Source organism: Mycobacterium sp. UM_Kg27 (genome assembly GCF_000972905.1).
Lineage (GTDB): Bacteria > Actinomycetota > Actinomycetes > Mycobacteriales > Mycobacteriaceae > Mycobacterium.
Genome location: NZ_JRMM01000095.1, coordinates 1 through 16,848, shown reverse-complemented (window position 1 = coordinate 16,848; position 16,848 = coordinate 1). Strand labels below are relative to the sequence as shown.

The 16,848-nt window shown below is 67.8% G+C and carries 16 protein-coding genes; 8 read left to right on the top strand and 8 right to left on the bottom strand.

The genetic code is table 11. The features are described from left to right. Positions 1–244 precede the first annotated feature (244 nt). Positions 245–1,171 (bottom strand): hypothetical protein, encoded by a 927-nt coding sequence (locus LI94_RS14910; protein ID WP_046301653.1) that lies wholly within the window; start codon positions 1,169–1,171, stop codon positions 245–247. 113 nt (positions 1,172–1,284) lie between these two features. Between LI94_RS14910 and LI94_RS14905 the strand changes: the two genes are divergently transcribed. Then, the gene (locus LI94_RS14905) at positions 1,285–2,667 is read left to right on the top strand and encodes an NADP-dependent succinic semialdehyde dehydrogenase (RefSeq protein ID WP_239651238.1); all 1,383 of its coding nucleotides are present in this window, start codon (positions 1,285–1,287) and stop codon (positions 2,665–2,667) included. A 9-nt stretch (positions 2,668–2,676) separates the two neighbouring features. Here LI94_RS14905 and wrbA read toward each other — a convergent pair whose 3' ends face one another. Genes wrbA through LI94_RS14890 form a run of 3 tightly spaced genes read right to left on the bottom strand, consistent with a single transcriptional unit; the run spans position 2,677 to position 5,019 of the window. After that, positions 2,677–3,279 (bottom strand): NAD(P)H:quinone oxidoreductase, encoded by a 603-nt coding sequence (gene wrbA / locus LI94_RS14900; protein ID WP_024441381.1) that lies wholly within the window; start codon positions 3,277–3,279, stop codon positions 2,677–2,679. A gap of 34 nt (positions 3,280–3,313) precedes the next feature. Then, positions 3,314–3,925 carry an FMN reductase gene (locus tag LI94_RS14895; protein WP_024441380.1) on the bottom strand — a complete coding sequence of 204 codons (612 nt, stop codon included), beginning with the start codon at positions 3,923–3,925 and terminating at the stop codon, positions 3,314–3,316. Next, on the bottom strand, positions 3,922–5,019 hold the full coding sequence (locus LI94_RS14890; protein ID WP_046301656.1) for an LLM class flavin-dependent oxidoreductase: 1,098 nt from the start codon (positions 5,017–5,019) through the stop codon (positions 3,922–3,924). The genes LI94_RS14895 and LI94_RS14890 overlap by 4 nt, the downstream gene beginning before the upstream one ends. A gap of 158 nt (positions 5,020–5,177) precedes the next feature. On the opposite strand from LI94_RS14890, the gene LI94_RS14885 reads away from it, so the two are divergent. Next, positions 5,178–5,636 (top strand): MarR family transcriptional regulator, encoded by a 459-nt coding sequence (locus tag LI94_RS14885; protein WP_046301651.1) that lies wholly within the window; start codon positions 5,178–5,180, stop codon positions 5,634–5,636. Between the two features lie 53 nt (positions 5,637–5,689). Further along, complete coding sequence (locus LI94_RS14880) at positions 5,690–6,667, top strand: phosphotriesterase (protein ID WP_024441377.1); 978 nt, start codon at positions 5,690–5,692, stop codon at positions 6,665–6,667. A gap of 16 nt (positions 6,668–6,683) precedes the next feature. On the opposite strand, the gene LI94_RS14875 is transcribed toward LI94_RS14880, so the two are convergent. Further along, positions 6,684–7,259 carry a TetR/AcrR family transcriptional regulator gene (locus tag LI94_RS14875; RefSeq protein ID WP_024441376.1) on the bottom strand — a complete coding sequence of 192 codons (576 nt, stop codon included), beginning with the start codon at positions 7,257–7,259 and terminating at the stop codon, positions 6,684–6,686. Positions 7,260–7,350: 91 nt separating this feature from the next. Here LI94_RS14875 and LI94_RS14870 point away from each other — a divergent pair, with 91 nt between their 5' ends. After that, the gene (locus LI94_RS14870) at positions 7,351–8,679 is read left to right on the top strand and encodes an oxygenase MpaB family protein (RefSeq protein WP_024441375.1); all 1,329 of its coding nucleotides are present in this window, start codon (positions 7,351–7,353) and stop codon (positions 8,677–8,679) included. Positions 8,680–8,699: 20 nt separating this feature from the next. Here the strand turns inward: LI94_RS14870 and LI94_RS14865 are convergent, their stop codons facing one another. Continuing rightward, positions 8,700–9,293, bottom strand: a complete 594-nt coding sequence (locus LI94_RS14865; protein ID WP_046301655.1) for a TetR family transcriptional regulator — start codon at positions 9,291–9,293, stop codon at positions 8,700–8,702. Between the two features lie 149 nt (positions 9,294–9,442). On the opposite strand from LI94_RS14865, the gene LI94_RS14860 reads away from it, so the two are divergent. After that, positions 9,443–10,771, top strand: coding sequence for an oxygenase MpaB family protein (locus tag LI94_RS14860; RefSeq protein ID WP_024441373.1), 1,329 nt, complete (start codon positions 9,443–9,445; stop codon positions 10,769–10,771). Here LI94_RS14860 and LI94_RS14855 read toward each other — a convergent pair. Beyond that, positions 10,708–11,898 (bottom strand): acyltransferase, encoded by a 1,191-nt coding sequence (locus LI94_RS14855; protein ID WP_024441372.1) that lies wholly within the window; start codon positions 11,896–11,898, stop codon positions 10,708–10,710. The genes LI94_RS14860 and LI94_RS14855 overlap by 64 nt on opposite strands. A gap of 104 nt (positions 11,899–12,002) precedes the next feature. On the opposite strand from LI94_RS14855, the gene LI94_RS14850 reads away from it, so the two are divergent. Both LI94_RS14850 and LI94_RS14845 read left to right on the top strand, forming a co-directional pair. Further along, on the top strand, positions 12,003–13,271 hold the full coding sequence (locus LI94_RS14850; protein ID WP_081654481.1) for a DUF3068 domain-containing protein: 1,269 nt from the start codon (positions 12,003–12,005) through the stop codon (positions 13,269–13,271). Positions 13,272–13,299: 28 nt separating this feature from the next. Further along, on the top strand, positions 13,300–15,096 hold the full coding sequence (locus LI94_RS14845; protein WP_046301654.1) for a hypothetical protein: 1,797 nt from the start codon (positions 13,300–13,302) through the stop codon (positions 15,094–15,096). 144 nt (positions 15,097–15,240) lie between these two features. Here LI94_RS14845 and LI94_RS14840 read toward each other — a convergent pair whose 3' ends face one another. Beyond that, entirely contained in the window at positions 15,241–15,666 is a 426-nt protein-coding gene (locus tag LI94_RS14840) for a DCC1-like thiol-disulfide oxidoreductase family protein (RefSeq protein ID WP_024442699.1), read from the bottom strand. An 80-nt stretch (positions 15,667–15,746) separates the two neighbouring features. Between LI94_RS14840 and LI94_RS14835 the strand changes: the two genes are divergently transcribed. Then, on the top strand, positions 15,747–16,848 hold a 1,102-nt coding region (locus tag LI94_RS14835), incomplete at its 3' end, for an amidase family protein (RefSeq protein ID WP_046301650.1).

Sequence of the window (16,848 nt, the reverse complement as noted above, 5' to 3'; positions counted from 1 at the left end):
GACGGAGTCGAGGGCAGCGGGCCACCGCAATAAGCCCAGCCGACGGAGTCGAGGGCAGCGGGCCACCGCAATAAGCCCAGCCGACGGAGTCGGGCGAAGCGGGCCAGCGCCGATAGGCACGGCGCCGCCACATCTGCTCCGCGCGTACCGCCGGTCCGCCACACTGCTGTCCGATTCGAACAGCACCACACGGTTGCGCCTAGGGCCGGTGGCGCCCATGTGGCATCTGCGGCGAAGGGTGCCGCTACTGCGCGGCTTCGAGCTTGTCGATCTGCGTGTTGAACAGCTTCACCAGATCCTCGGCGTGCGTGGCGTCATCGGATCCGTCGCTCTCCACACGTAATCCGATGTCGTTGCTGGTCGCCACGACGAGCACCCCGCGGTAATAGCCGGAGATGGTGGAAGCGGTGATCGAGATCGGCAACCGGATGGCGGCCTTGCTGGCGCTGGTGATCACGGTCGCGACCGCCCACGGCGGCACTCCGTCCGCATCCAGCGGGTTCATCTGGATGTCGGTGGTCACCGAACGCCCACCCTGCTCAAAGGTCTGCGTGAATGTCTGGCACTTCTCCACGAACCGCTTGAGGTTCGGGCGGTCCGGCGTCAGGGCCAGTCGCACGCGCATCGTGTGCAGGCCGCCGGGCTGCAGCTTGGCCAGCGTCGCCGTCGCGGTCTGCGTGGCGGAGGCCGGACTGGAGTAGAAGTCGGCGCATTCGGGCGGGTCGACCGTCAGATTCGGCATGTCCGAGGGCGCGTCGCCGGCGCTGTTCACCCCGCTGATCCACTTGCCACCGGACGGGTCAGGAAACGAGGACCGCTCCACCAACATCTCCGACGTCAACTCCTTGATGTCGGGTTTGCGTGACGGATTGTCCGCTGCCGTGAGTCGGCCACCCAGGCTCAGAACCAGCCCGGCAACGACCGCGACCACCACTGCGGCCGCGGCCAGCGACAGCCACAACACCCTGCGTGACCTGGGCTGAGCACCCGGGACCGGCCACGGCGCACCATACGGCGGATAGCCCCCGGGAGCCATGCCGACAGCGTCGTCCTCCACCCACAGCGGCCAGCCCGGGGGCGGGGGCGGCCACGTCGGATCCGGCGCCCAGTTGGCATCCGGTGCCCAGCCAGGTGGCGCGGGCGGCCAGTTGGGCGGTGGGTTGAAACGCATCGGGCGACTCCCGTATCGATGTACTGACGCTGGCTCGTGGCGAGCCTACGCGGTTCGATGGTGGCAGGCTGGACATGCACTCTCACACCGCAGCGACTGAGAAGGAGGCCCGCGTGCCCGCAACACCGATAGCCACGACCAACCCGGCCACCGGCGAAACGGTCAAGACGTTCACCGCCGCCAGCGACACCGAAGTCGATGCCGCGATCACCCGCGCGGCGAATCGCTTCGTCGAATACCGTCGCACCGATTTCGCTCAGCGAGCCAGATGGATGCACGCCGCCGCTGATCTGCTGGAGTCCGAAGCCGACGAAGTCGCCGCCATGATGACCCTTGAGATGGGCAAGACGTTGACCTCGGCCAAAGCCGAAGCGCTCAAGTGCGTCAAGGGCTTCCGCTACTACGCCGACCACAGTGCGGAGTTGCTGGCCGACGAGGTCGCCGACGCGTCGAAGGTCAACGCATCCAAGGCGTTCGCCCGCTATCAACCGCTCGGGGTGGTGCTGGCGGTGATGCCGTGGAACTTCCCGCTGTGGCAAGCGGTCCGATTCGCCGCCCCAGCCCTGATGGCCGGCAATGTGGGCCTGCTCAAGCACGCCTCGAACGTGCCGCAGACCGCGCTGTACCTCGCCGACCTGCTGGGCCGCTCCGGTTTCCCGGACGGTTGCTTCCAGACCCTGCTGATCTCCTCGGGTGCCGTCGAGCGGGTGCTGCGCGACCCGCGGGTGGCGGCGGCCACCCTGACCGGCAGCGAACCAGCCGGGCGTTCGGTCGCCGCTATAGCCGGCGACGAGGTCAAACACACCGTGCTGGAACTGGGCGGCAGCGACCCGTTCATTGTCATGCCCTCGGCCGACCTGGAGGCCGCGGTCCGCACCGCGGTCACCGCGCGGGTTCAGAACAACGGCCAATCATGCATCGCGGCAAAGCGATTCATCGTCCACACCGACATCTACGACGAGTTTGTCACCCAGTTCGTCAGCCAGATGTCGACACTGCGGGTCGGCGATCCGACCGACCCGGACACCGATGTCGGACCGCTGGCCACCGAATCGGGCCGTGACGAGGTCGCGCAGCAGGTCGATGCCGCCGCCGCTGCCGGAGCGGTGATCCGTTGCGGCGGTAAGCGACTCAACCGCCCGGGCTGGTTCTATCCCCCCACCGTGATCACCGACATCAGTCGCGACATGACGATCTTCACCGAGGAGGTGTTCGGCCCGGTGGCATCGGTGTACCGCGCCGCCGACATCGACGAGGCCATTGAGATCGCCAACGCCAGCCCGTTCGGGCTGGGGTCCAATGCCTGGACCCGCGATGAGGCGGAGATCAGCCGGTTCGCCGACGAAATCGAGGCCGGCCAGGTCTTCATCAACGGCATGACAGTGTCCTACCCGGAGCTGCCGTTCGGTGGGATCAAGCGGTCCGGCTACGGCCGCGAACTCTCTGGACACGGCATCCGGGAGTTCTGCAACCTCAAGACGGTGTGGGTGGCCTGACGCCGGTCATCACCCCGCCGCGACCTTGGCGGCGACGCCCACCACCCGAGTGGCCAGGTGGTCGAGTGCGGCCAGCGTGGGCTCGTCCAGCTCGTTCTGGTTGTTCGGTCCGGTGATGTGCCCGACACCGTAGGGGTTGCCGTCGGCGAACTTGATCGGGTCGGTGTAGCCCGGCGGTACCAGGATGCCGCCGAAATGCATCAGGGACACGTACAGATTCAGCAGCGTGGCCTCCTGCCCACCGTGGGCGGTCTGACTCGAGGTGAAGCCGGCGTAGACCTTGTCGGCGAGTTGGCCCTTGGCCCACAGCCCGCCCAGCCCGTCCAGAAAGTTCCGGAATTGCGCAGCGGGGGAACCGAATCGGGTCGGGGACCCGAAGATGACGGCGTCCGCCCAGACGATGTCCTCACCGCTGGCCGCGGGCAGATCCTTGGTCGCCTCGTAGTTGGCGCTCCACGCCGGGTTGTGAGCGAAGGTCTCTGGGTCGCGTGTCTCCTCGATATGACGCACGCGGACCTCGGCGCCCGCCGCCTCGCCCGCCCGGGCCACCCGTTCGGCCATCTTGGTGCCGTGGCCGGTGGCCGAGTAGTAGATAACCGCCAACTTCGTCATTGCCATCACTCCTTTGATTGTTGGGTCGTGTCGGTCAGCGCGTGCCGGTCAGCAGGCCCTGAATTTCGGTCAGCTCGTCGTTGAACTGGTCTTGGTGCGGCCGTGCGCCGCTCGCCCGCAACAGCCGGGCGAAATCCTTGGCCGCCTTGGCGATCCGTTCGGACAGGCCTGAGCCGGATCCGTCCGCGCCGAAGTCTGCGGTGGCGGCGAACACCCCGGTAGGTGATACCAGCGCATGCAGATAGCAGAACATCGGACGCAGGGCGTGGTCCAGCATCAGCGAGTGGCGCTCGGTACCGCCGGTCGCCGCGATCAGTACCGGCTTCTCCGCCAGGGTCTGCTCGGGCAGCACGTCGAAGAAGGACTTGAACAGCCCGCTGAACGTCGCGTTGAACGTCGGCGTCACCGCGATCACCCCGTCACCGTCCGCGATCGCGTCGAACACCGCCTCCAGTTCCGGTGCGGCGAAACCGGTCAACATCGCGTCGGTGATCGCCCGAGCCAGATGACGCAGCTCGACTACCTGCGTGAGCACCGCAACATCGTCCCGGCCGAGCTCGGCGCGAACCGCCGCACCGAGCCGGTCGGCCAACAGCCGAGTGGACGACGGCTCACGCAGGCCGCCGCTGACCACGATCAACTTCATGACGCCTCCTGGATCTCGGATAGCCGCGCAGCCTCGACCAGAGACTCGTGCGTCGGCGCGCCGGGCACGTGCGCGGGCCGTCCGATGGCGAACTCCTTGCGCAGCACCGGGATTACCTGCTCACCCAGCAGGTCGAGCTGTTCGAGCACCGTTTTCAACGGCAGGCCCGCGTGATCGACCAGGAACAGCTGGCGTTGGTAGTCGCCGACGTATTCCCGAAAGCTCAGGGTCTTGTCGATCACCTGTTGCGGCGAGCCGACTGTCAGCGGGGTCTGCTCACTGAACTCCTCCAGACTCGGGCCGTGCCCGTAAACCGGGGCGTTGTCGAAGTACGGCCGGAACTCGTTGATCGCATCCTGGCTGTTGGGTCGCAGGAACACCTGACCGCCCAGGCCCACGATCGCCTGATCGGGACCGCCGTGACCGTAGTGCTCGAAGCGCTGCCGGTAGAGCTGCACCATCCGCTTGGTATGCGACGCCGGCCAGAAGATGTGGTTGGCGAAGAAGCCATCACCGAAGTGCGCGGCCAGCTCGGCGATTTCGGGGGTGCGAATAGAGCCGTGCCAGACGAACGGGGGAACTCCGTCGAGCGGCCGCGGCGCCAGGGTGAATCCGTGTAGCGGAGTGCGGTATTCACCGCTGAAGTCGACGACGTCCGCGCGCCACAGCCGGCGCAGCAACTGATAGTTCTCCACCGTCAGCGGCAGCGCGGTCCGGATGTCTTTGCCGAACCAGGGGTACACCGGTCCGGTGTTGCCACGCCCCAGCATCAGGTCAACCCGGCCGTCGGCGAGGTGCTGCAGCACGCTGTAGTCCTCGGCGATCTTCACCGGGTCGTTCGTGGTGATCAGGGTGGTGGCGGTGGTCAGCTGAATACGCTCAGTCTGTGCCGCGATGTAACCCAGCAGGGTTGTCGGCGACGACGGCACGAACGGCGGGTTGTGGTGCTCGCCGGTGGCGAAGACGTCCAGGCCGACTTCCTCGGCCTTCTTGGCGATCGCCACGGTCGCCCGGATCCGCTCGGCTTCGGTCGGCGCACGACCGGTGGTCGGGTCGACGGTCACGTCGCCGACGGTGAAAATGCCGAACTGCATACCGGTGCTCGCCATTGCGGCCCTCCTTGTGCGTTGCTCGCTACTCTAGCTGATAGTTGTCAACGCAACTATTTTGTGGTCAATTCCCGCATCTCCCAGCCATCTGAACCCGATATTCACCTAGACAATTGTGAATTAGTCAACTATATTTAGGTCTTATGGAGACACTGTGGCTCACCGAGGATGAGCAGCAGATGTGGCGGGGCTACCTCGACAGCACGCGCCTGCTGCTGCGCAGCCTGGACCGACAACTGGTCAGCGACTCAGGACTGAGCCTGTCCGACTTCGAGATCCTGGCGCTGCTGTCCGAAGCGCCCGACCGCCGGCTGCGGATGAATGCGTTGGCCGACATCACCGTGACGACCCGCAGCGGGGTCACCCGAGCGGTCAAACGGCTGACCGACGCCGGTTGGGTCCACCAGGTCAAGTGTGAAGAAGACAAGCGCGGCCAGTACGCCGAGCTCACCGAGTCGGGCATGGACAAGTTGCGTGCGGCGGCGCCGGGCCATGTGCACGCGGTGCGGGCCGGTCTGTTCGACTCGCTCAGTCCGCGCGAGGTGGAGCTGTTCACCCACTCCTACGCGCGGATCCGCGACAATCTGCTGGAGCACCACTAGGCATTCTCGGCGAAGGCAACCGCCCGCCGCGCCAATCTCCATACGATCGAGCCATGTCGCAATGCCACACCGCGCGCGGGCCCATCGACACCGCTGACCTCGGCGTCACCCTGATGCACGAGCACGTGTTCATCATGACCACCGAGATCGCCCAGAACTATCCGGACGCCTGGGGCGACGAGGACGCCCGGGTGGCCGACGCGATCGCCCGACTGGGCGCGTTGAAGGCCGCCGGAGTCGACACCATCGTCGACCTGACCGTGATCGGACTGGGCCGCTACATCCCACGGATCGCCCGCGTGGCCGCCGGCACCGACCTGAACATCGTGGTGGCCACCGGTATCTACACCTACAACGACGTGCCGTTCTTCTACCACTATCGCGGACCCGGAACCATGCTGGACGGACCCGAGATCATGGCCGACATGTTTGTCCGCGACATCGAGTCCGGCATCGCCGACACCGGGATCAAGGCGGGAATCCTCAAGTGCGCCACCGACGAACCGGGCGTGACTCCCGGCGTCGAGCGGGTGCTGCGCGCGGTGGCCAACGCCCACCGCCGCACCGGCGCGCCCATCTCCACGCACACCCACGCCGGCACTCGCCGCGGCCTGGAGCAGCAGCGCATCTTCGAAGAAGAAGGCGTCGACCTGTCCCGGGTGGTGATCGGGCACTCCGGGGACAGCACCGATCTGGGCTACCTGGAGGAGCTGATCGCGGCGGGATCGTATCTGGGCATGGACCGCTTCGGCATCGACCTGATCCTGCCGTTCGAGGAGCGCGTGAACACCGTGGCGGCCATGTGCGAGCGCGGCCATGCCGACAAGATGGTGCTCTCCCACGACGCCAACTGCTATTTCGACGCGCTGCCCGGCGATCTGAGCTCAGTGGCCGCACCGAACTGGCACTACCTGCACATCCACAATGACGTGATTCCGGCGCTACGGCAGCGCGGCGTCACCGAAGAGCAGCTGCGCACCATGCTGGTCGACAACCCGCGCAAGATCTTCGAGCACTCCGGCGGCTACTGAGGCCGCACCGTGACTTTCACCGTGCCGGTGTCGCAGCACGTAGCGCCAATGATCGGACCAGCGCGTGCAACCGCTCGTGGGTGGCGGCGTCGGGATCGCTGAGGCGCAACTGCAGGAGTTCACGGGCGACTGCGTGTAGCACGCGGGCGGTGTAGTCGGGATCCGGCAGGTCCGGGTAGACACGCAGCAACTCACCCGCCAGATAGCCGCGCACCACTTCTTGCGCCTGCGCAAGGCGTTCATGCAGTTCCGGCGGCGCGCCCTGCGGGGGGAACAGGAACAGCCGCCAGGTCGCGGGATGGGCGTCGGCGGCCTTGACCACGCTGTCGAATCTGCCGGCCAGGTCGCCGTCGCCACCGGGTTCCGCCGCTTCGGCGATCACCTCTGCGAACTGGGCGCCCGCGCGGGCGGCTTCGCGATCGATCAGCGCGACGAACAGGCCGGCGGGGTCACCGAACTGCTGGTAGAGCAGCGAGCGGTTGATCCCGGCCTCGCGGGCTATTCGATTCGGCGTGGCGGCGTGGAAGCCTTCCGCATCCACGATCGCGTGGGTGACGTCGAGGATCTGGCTACGCCGAGCCTCGGCCGTCATCCGCCGCCGCGACTGCGCCAAAGTCATAGTTGACAGCATAAATAACGGCCTGTTACCTGTAACTAACAATATGTTAGTTACCGGAGGTCGGATGCCCACGCACTACCCCGAGCTTGCGCGCCGTGTTCACAGTCAGCGCGAGCTGCAGCCGGGCCTTTACGGCGGCATCGACTTCGACGCGCAGCCCTACCGCACCACCACCGACCCGGGCGACCTCTCGGCGCTGCCGCAGTGGGTCGCCGACCGCGCTCCCTATCTGGCCGACGAACAAGCCGTCGAACTGATCTGCACGACAACCCTGCTGGGCGACGTGGTGGCCGATCCCTATGCGGCACTGATGTCCGAGTACAGCGTTTCCGCTCTGATCGACATGCTCCAGGTGGCCTGCCGCGAAGGCATCGACGCCGTGCCCGGCGCGCCGCCGGAGTTGGCGGCGTTCATCGCCGACATGGAAGCCGCGCCCTCCTGGCTGGACATGGATCTGGTGCGTGAGGGTGCACGGCACGCCCGCATCCCGGCGGCCCTGGTGGCGCCGTTCGTCACCCGAGGCGCCTTCATCGCGACCTTCGTCAACACCTACGCCGCATTGCCGATGGCGCTGACCGGCGCGTTGTCCGGCCGCCGCGCCGCGCGCCGGGTCAACGAGACCACCAGCTTCTTCGCCGTCACCACGCTGCCCGGCGCTCTGGACCGCTACGGCCCCGGATTCGAAGCGGCCGCCATGGTGCGGCTGATGCACTCGATGGTCCGCTACAACGCGCTCAAGCGCTCGGACAAGTGGGACGTCGACGTCTACGGCGTCCCCGTCCCCCAGGTCGACCAGATGCCGGCCGGAATGATCAACCTCTACCTGCTGGCTACGGCCGCCCACCGGAAAGGGCGCACCGAATTCACGCCGAGCGAGCGCGCCCAGGTCGAGTTCACTCGCTACCGCGCGTTTTTGCTGGGGCTGCCCGAGGAGCTCCTGCCGACCACGCCCACCGAGATCATCCACCTCATCCACACCCGCGCGGCGCTACTGCGTGAGGACTTCGACGACGCCACCTGTGGCGAGATGGTGCGCTCGACTATGGCCGCCTATCTGCGACCCGTCGACACCCGATGGGAACGCATGGCCGATGCCGTCGAGAAGAGTTACAGCAAGGCAGCTTTCACGAAGGCCTTCTGCAACGGCGACCGCGCCGTGGCCAAGGACAAGGGAGTGCCGATCGGCCTGGCCGACTACCTGCGGATCGCCGTGACGGCGCCGTTCATCATCGGGCGCCTACTGGTGGTTCGGCGCGCCAATCGGATCCCGGCACTCCGCCAGATCACCGATGACTACCTGGTGCGGCTCGTCAAGCGTCGGCTCAAGACCTATGGCAAGCCCGAATTCACCAGCGATGCAAAGGATTACACGCCAGCTGGACAGCTAGCGTAACGGGTCCGGGTGCCCGCCGGCTACCAGACCAGTCGGGCGAGGTAGGTCTGGGCGAATTTGCGAACGGCGGCGGTGTCGTTGATGTCGAGGACCCCTGCCCTGTTGGTGAGCAGTGAGGCGACCAGCCGCACCAGGATTTCGGCGGTGGTGAGGACCTCATCGTCGGGCATGCCGACTCCACAGAGACGCAGCGTCGCGGCGACCAGATGGCTGGCACGCACCAGCGCCTTCTCACCGCTGGGGGTATTGACTCCGATGAGCAGTTCCGGCTCACTTTCGATGACCGCGGTCGCCAGCGGACTCTCGGTGATGCGGCGCATGGCCAGGGTGAAGCATTCCACGATGGCGCCGCGGGCGTCCTGCGCGCGGGCGGCGTTGCCGAGTTCGACGAACAGCGCTTGCGTGTCGGTTTCCACCAGCTGCTCGAATAGTGCTTCCTTGGTGGGGAAGTGCCGGTACAGCGTGCGGCGACTCACCCCGGCGCGCTGGGCGACCGCATCGATGTTGGCGCGACGAAAGGCATGCCGGGCGAACTCCACGCGGGCGGCCGCGAGGATGGCGCCCGCCGTGCCAGTCATGGGATCGGCGACCTTGACCGTTGCCGGACTTCCCATGGCGTTCATCCTGTCATGCTGCGCGGTGAGCTGGGCCGACGCGAGGTAGGTCAGCGGGTCTGTCGGCGGGTCTTCGCACCTGTTATCGTGACACAATTACATGAATTTGTGCCATAGTGCGGCCGAAATTCGTTCACCGGAGGTCTTGGATGCCCACGCACTACCCCGACCTGTACCAGCGCGTTCGCCGGCAGGCCGAGCTGCTGCCGGAGCTCTACGGCGACCTGGACTTCGACGTGCAGCCCTACCGCACGGCCGCCTCCCCCGACGACGTCGCGTCCCTGCCGGGCAACCCCGCCACCCGGGCCAAGTTGCTGGCCGACGATGCCGCCGTCGAGTTGATCACGACGGCCACCTGGCTGGGCGACGTGGTGTCGGACTCCTACGCCGCATTGATGGGCCAGCACAGCGTCAGCACCCTGATCGGCATGCTCAAGCAGGCCTGCCGCCACGGTGTCGACGCGGTGCCCGACGCCCCGCCGGAGCTGGCTGCGTTCATCGCCGACATGGAGGCCACCCCGGACTGGCTGGACATGGATCTGGTGCGTAAGGGAGCAGAGCATTCCCGTCTCCCGATGGCGCTGTTGGCACCCTTCGTCGTCCGCGGTGCGTTCATCGCGACCTTCCTCAACACCTATGCCGCGCTGCCGATGGCGCTGACCGGCGCACTGTCGGGCAAGCGTGCCGCCGGGCGGGTCAACGAAACCACCAGTTTCTTCGCCGTCACCACGCTGCCCGGCGCGCTGGACCGGCACGGCCCGGGCTTCGAGGCCGCGGCCATGGTGCGGCTGATGCACTCGATGGTCCGCTTCAACGCGCTCAAGCGATCGCCGAAATGGGACATCGACATCTACGGGCTGCCGATTCCGCAGATCGACCAGATGCCGGCCGGGATGATCAACCTCTTCGTGCTGGCGATGGACGCCCGCCGGAAAGGACGTACCGAATTCACCCCGAGCGAGCGCGCCCAGGTCGAGTTCACCCGCTATCGCTGCGTGCTCCTCGGCCTGCCGGAAGAACTGCTGCCGACCACGCCCGATGAGATCATCCGGGTGTTCAGCGCCCGCGCTGCGCTACTGCGCGACGACTTCGACGACGCCACCTGCGGGGAACTGGTCCGCTCGACCATGGCCGCCTACCTGCGCCAGGAGCAGACGCTGCGTGAGCGCATCGCCGATGCGGTGGAGAAGAGCTACAGCAAGGCCTTTTTCGTCAAGACGTTCTGCGGCGGCAGGCGAGACGTGGCCAAGAAGATGAGCGTCACGCTCAGCGCCGGCGACTACGCGCGGATCGCCCTGACGGCTCCGTTCGTGACGGGTCGCCTGCTGGTGGTGCAGCGCGCTGTGCGCACCCCGGGCCTGCGCCGGCTGACCAACGCCTACATACTCAGGCTGCTCAAGCGACGACTGGCCGCCTACGGCACGCCCGAATTCACCAGCGACTCCGCCGAGTACACCCCGTCGGGCAAGGCCGCCTGATCGGCATCGGAGCGCTCCCGCAGATGCCGGGTCTCCCAACCTCGTAGCTTCTCGCGGCACGGTTGCTCCACCAGGGCATAGCTCACCGCGGCGATGGCGACGGTGAACACCAGCGTCAGCGCCAGCACCACCGCCATATCACCGGTGAAGGCGAATCGGCCGATGACGGGGAACACCATGTCGAGAGCCGCCAGGTGCCAGATGAAGATTCCGTAGGACCAGCGGCCCAACGTCACCATCGGCGCGCTGGCCAGGAACCGGTGCGGTGTGTCGGGCCGATCCAGCACCAGCGGCGCCAACAACGCCCACGCCAGCACCCCGCCCATCGCGGTGCGCACGATGAACTGACCGACGGTGGCCGAAGTCAGCCCCTCCGGCCCAGCCAGTGGCGAGGCCGCCACTGCGAACGCCACCAGAGTCACCCCTGCCATGGGCAGCCGCCGACGGGCCAGCCGGTGCACCCGCCCTACCGGGCTGTACGCCCACTCGGCCAGCAGCATGCCCGCCCCGAACCAGCAGCCGTAGGCCGGCGCCCAGTTCAACGGATTCACCCCGTAGGGGGTGTGGATGGGCAAGAACCCCCACCCCAGGCTGAGCAACGCCACGCCGGCGATCGCCGGTACTCGGGCGCGCACCGGCAACCGCCGCGCCGCCAGTGCCAGCAGCGGCAGGGCCACGTAGAAGCTGACCTCCACGGCCAGGCTCCACATCTGGGTAAGGCCCGGGGTCAGAGTCAGCGGCACATAGATCTGGGTCATCGTGAGATTGGCCAGCCACACCACCAGGCTGGCGCCGCCGGCATCGGGCAGCAGCGCCAGGATCACCACCACCGACACCAGGTAGGCCGGCATGATCCGCACCACCCGTGAACGCAGGTAATGCCCGGTGCGCGGCGCCGGACGCAGTCCGCGCGCGGCCGCCGCGTGCCCACGCCACAGCAAAAATCCGCTCAGCGCGAAGAACACCGCGACCGCCATGTCGAAACGACCCCACATCCGGCCGCTGATCCCCGACGAGTGTCCGGTCTGAAACGCGACGTGTGTGATCACGACCCCGATAGCCGCGCAGGCGCGCATACCCTCGACTGCGGGCAGGAAGCTACGTACGCCACCCACCTGCTGACTCATCTGATTTCCGACCGAGGCATCGATGGACACACAGTAGCTGTTGCGGCTGCTGCTGTTAGGGTCAAACAAATTTGGGTACCGGGACAAAAGGAGGATGCGGCGACGTGAACCGAGCAATCATGATGCGTATCGCGGCATGCGCAGTCATGGGCCTCGGCGCCGCCCTGATGGTTGCGGCACTGCTGCTGTCCACCTACACGGTGGGCAAAATCGCCAAGATCCCGCTCGACATCGACGTCACGCTGATCGGCAACGGCAGCGGCGCCGCGTTGGACCCGGAGTCTCTCGGCAGTGAGCACGCCGTCGTCGACCAGGACGTGCCGCTGGTGTCCCAGCAACAGATCGGGGTCGAGTCGCCCGCCAATGCCGACGTGGTGACCCTGCAGGTCGGCTCGTCGCTGCGGCGCGCGGACCGGCAGAAGGACACCGGGCTGCTGTTGGCCATCGTCGACACCGTGACGCTGAACCGCACGACCGCCGAGGCGGTTTCGGACGACACACACCCGGGTGGCTCGGTGCAGCGACCGCGCAACTTTGAGGACGAGAGCCCGCCCACCAACATCGCCCTGCCGCACGAGGGACTGTCGTACCGGTTCCCCTTCGACACCAAGAAGCAGTCCTACCAGTACTTCGACCCGATCGCGCAGAAGGCCTACGAGGCCAACTACGAGGGTGAGGACGACGTCAACGGGCTGACTACCTACCGGTTCGTCCAGAACGTCGGCTACGACAACGACGGCAGCCTGACCGAGCCGGTCCGCTACCCGTCGCTCTACGGCCACGACGAAGACGGTGAGATCACCGCGCCCGCCCGACTCTGGAACATCGAAGGCGCCGACCCCGACGAGGACGTCACGATGACGCGGTACTACGCCGCGCAGCGCACCATGTGGGTCGACCCCGTCTCGGGCACCATCGTCAAGTCGAAGCTGCACGCCAACCACTACTACGCCCGGGACGCGCTCAAGCCGGAGATCGCACTGGCCGACTACACGGTCACCAGCTCCGAGGAGACCATCGAGCAGCAGGTCAACGCGGCGCGCAACGAACGTGACCGGGTGGCACTGTGGTCCCGGGTCCTGCCGATCACCTTCACCGCGGCGGGGCTGATCTGCTTGATCGGCGGAGTCCTGGTCGGCTGGTTCAGCCTGCCGGCCGAGGCCGCGCTGGGCCGCAGCGACCGGCACGGCTCCGACGGTGGATTCTTCGGCGGTTTCGCGCCCAAGGCGCCGACGGCCGATCGCCCGTCCGGTGCCGAAGCCGAGACCGAGAAGATCCCGGCGCAACGTCCCCAGCTGGACCGCCCGGCGACGCCACCGGAGTCGAGCCCCCCGGAACGGGGCACCCCGGATTCGGCTCCCGACCAGCCGTAGTTGCGCGGTGGTGCGCGCCAGAGCCTGGATCGCGCCGTGCTATGCACTCGGGCTGACACTGCTCATCCTGGCGCCATTGCTGCGCCCGGGTTATCTGCTGTTGCGCGACGCGGTTTCGACACCGCGGTCATATCTGACCGGCGCCGCCCTCGGGCTGGGTGAGGCATCCCCGCGGGCGGTACCCCAAGACTTCGCGGTGGCGCTGGCGTCGCGGCTGATCGACGGCGGGACCGTGGTCAAGGCGCTGCTCTTCATGGGCCTGTGGCTTGCTGGATGCGGGGCGGCACGGCTGGTGGCGACCGTACTGCCGGGGTCCGGACTGCCCGGTCAACTGGTGGCGATCACGGTGGTGATCTGGAACCCGTATGTGGCCGAGCGGCTGCTGCAGGGCCATTGGAGCCTGCTGGTCGGGTACGGCTGCCTGCCATGGGTGGCGGCGGCGATGCTGGGCTTGCGCGCCGGCCCGGGGGCCGACTCCGGCGAGCCTCGCCGAACCGCCGGGCCCATGCGGCGGCCCCGGCTTCCCCTCACCTCCGCCGGCCCGGGGGCCGACTCCGGCGAGCCTCGCCGAACCGCCGGGCTGTTCAGCCTGGTGTTCTTTCTGGCGCTGGCCGGCTTGACACCCACCGGGTTGCTGCTGGCGGCGGTGGTGGCGCTGGCGTGTGTCGCGGCGCCCGGGTCCGGGCCGCCGCGCTGGTGGTGCGCGGCCAGCGCGGGCGCGATCGCCGCGACCGCCGCGTTGCCGTGGCTGATGGCGGTGGTGCTCAGCCCGGGCTCGGCGCAGGGCGAGTCCACCGGGGTGGCGGCATTCGCGGCCCGCGCCGAGCCTGGCCTGGGCACCCTGGGCAGCCTCGCCGGGCTCGGCGGGATCTGGAACGCCGAGGCGGTACCCGGTTCGCGACGAACGGCTTTTGCGCTGCTGGCGACGGCGGTGTTCATCGGGGTACTGGGGCTGGGCTGGGCGTCGGTGCGCGACCTACCCGCGGTGCGGCCGCTACTGATCCTAGCGGGCTCGACAGTGCTGGTGTTCACCCTGCTGGCGACCGGGCCGGGGCTGGCGTTGCTGCGCTGGGCGACGGACATCGCACCAGGGCTCGGGGTGCTGCGTGACGGTCAGAAGTGGGTGGCACTGGCGGTGCCGGGCTACCTGCTGGCCGGCGCCGGGGCGGTCATGGGGCTGCGAGACCGGCTGGCACCGGCGCGGGCGGCGCTGGTGTGCTGCATCGCGTTGATCGTCGTCCTGCCCGACCTGGCCTGGGGGGTGGCCGGGCGGCTCACGCCAGTGCACTACCCGCCCGGTTGGGCGGCGGTGGCGGCCAAGATCAATGCCGACCCGCGCCCGGTGGCCGTGCTGCCGGCCGACACCATGCGCCACTTCCCCTGGGCGGGGCGGGCTCCGGTGCTCGATCCGCTGCCCCGGTGGGTGCGCGCCGAGGTGCTCGCGACCGGCGACCTGACCGTCGGCGGACAGACCGTGACCGGCGAGGGTAGCCACGCCCGCGAAGTCCAGCAGGCACTGTTGTCGGGCGCTGAGCCGGCCACGCTCGGCGTCAAAGGCGTGGGTTGGGTGGTCACGGAGTCCGATACGGACGGCGAAATGGGTGCTGCGGCAGAAACTCTGAACAGGCTTCCCGTCGCCTATCGAGATTCCGGTCTTACCCTCTACCGGGTCGGCGGGCACGCGCCGAAGGCGTCGGCCGGACCGCGCCGGGCCGCGATGGCCACGCACCTGGGGTGGCTGGCGATGCTGGTGGTGGGTGCGGGAGGGCTGGCGGCGCCGGCGATACGACGACGCTTGCCCGGTCACCGGCGAAGTGCGCCGTGAAAGACGGTCACGGCGTGACCGGTCAGGATGACACCATCGCCGTCAGCGCGGACCCGCAATTGCCCGCCTCGCGCAGAGGCCGGTGGGGTTCCCCCCGAACCTGACCGCCGTGAACGTGTCGACTACATATGCCGGGACGGACACCTAGGCGTCCAGGAAGCGGGCCCGTACACCGGGCCCGGGGATGGGGCAGGTGTCGTACCGACCGCCTAACCGATAACGGACAGCGGCGAAGCGGTCGTAGAGCCAGTCCCGCAGCCCTGCCGGGATGATGCGCGCCGCGAGCAGTAGCCGGAATGGCCCACCCAGGTAGCTCAGCACCCGCAGTGCCGCCGCCGATCGAACATCGATGTGCTCATCGGGCCGGCCGGGATTCGCCACGAAGACCATCGAGTCGATGTCTCGCAGCTCCGGATGGCGCTCGATGATCTCGCGCGCGAAGTCACCTTCCAATGCGGCAAATCGCAGGGTGCCGCGCCGGTCGAACCGCAGGATGGTCTGCACGGATCGATTGCAGATCCCGCAGACACCGTCGTAAAGCAGCACCGGCGTAGCGCGATCGTCGGGCATCGACACACCTCCAGCTTCCGCACAATTCCTTCGGCCAGTATGAGCCGGTAGGACGCGGGTGCGCGCGATAGGGTCTCGGCGTGGAGTTCACCGCGACCGAGATTGCGGCCGCAGTTCAGAGCGGATCTCTGACGGCGCGAGCCGCCACACAGCAAGCGCTGCACCGGATCGAGCAGACCCAGCCGGCCTTCAACGCGTGGCAGGTGATCCGCACCGACGCCGCGCTGGCCGAGGCGGACCTGATCGACGCTCGCGACGACCGCGGCTCACTTCCTTTGGCGGGCGTTCCGATCGCCATCAAAGACAACATCGCCGTAGCCGGGGAACCGATGCGGGAGGGCTCGCTGGCCACCAGCGCGGCACCGCGAACAACCGATCACGAGGTGGTTCGTCGCCTCCGCGCCGCCGGCGCGGTGATCGTCGGACTGACCCGCGTCCCCGAGCTCTGCGTCTGGGGCGCAACCGATTCAGTCTTCGGCGTCACCCGCAATCCCTGGAATCCGCAGCGGACGCCGGGTGGCTCCTCCGGGGGCTCCGCGGCTGCGGTCGCATCGGGAGCAGTCCCCGTCGCCCACGGGAACGACGGCATGGGCTCGATTCGGATCCCGGCTGCGTGCTGCGGCTTGGTGGGCCTCAAACCTGGGCACGGGGTGGTGCCGGTCGGCGAGGCACACACATCCTGGGGAGGTATGTCAGAGAACGGGCCGCTCACGACCACGGTCGCAGATGCCGCGCTGATGTTCTCGGTCCTGGCCTGCGATCCCGGTGCCGCGGCGCTGATCGATCCGCCCACCCTGCGGATCGCGGTGTCGACCACGGCTCCCAGCCTCGCGACGCCGGTGGCACGCGGTTGGACCGAGGCGGTCCATCGGACTGCCGAAATTCTTCGCGGCGGCCACCGCATTCGGTCGGCGACCCCGCGTTACCCGGCCACGCTGATGAACACGACCGCACTGGCGTTATGGACGGCAGGAGCTGCTGCCGATGCACACGCTTCGACGAACGTCGCCTTACTGGAGCGCCGCAACCGCATCCATGTGCGGATCGGAGACGCCGTCGTGAAGCGGGGACTCGCGAGCCCCAAGGGACGCGAGGTATGGCGGCGGCGCGCGTTGGACTTCTTCGCCGACACCGATGTCCTGGTCACGCCGACGCTGGCTCAACCTGTCTCTTATACACATC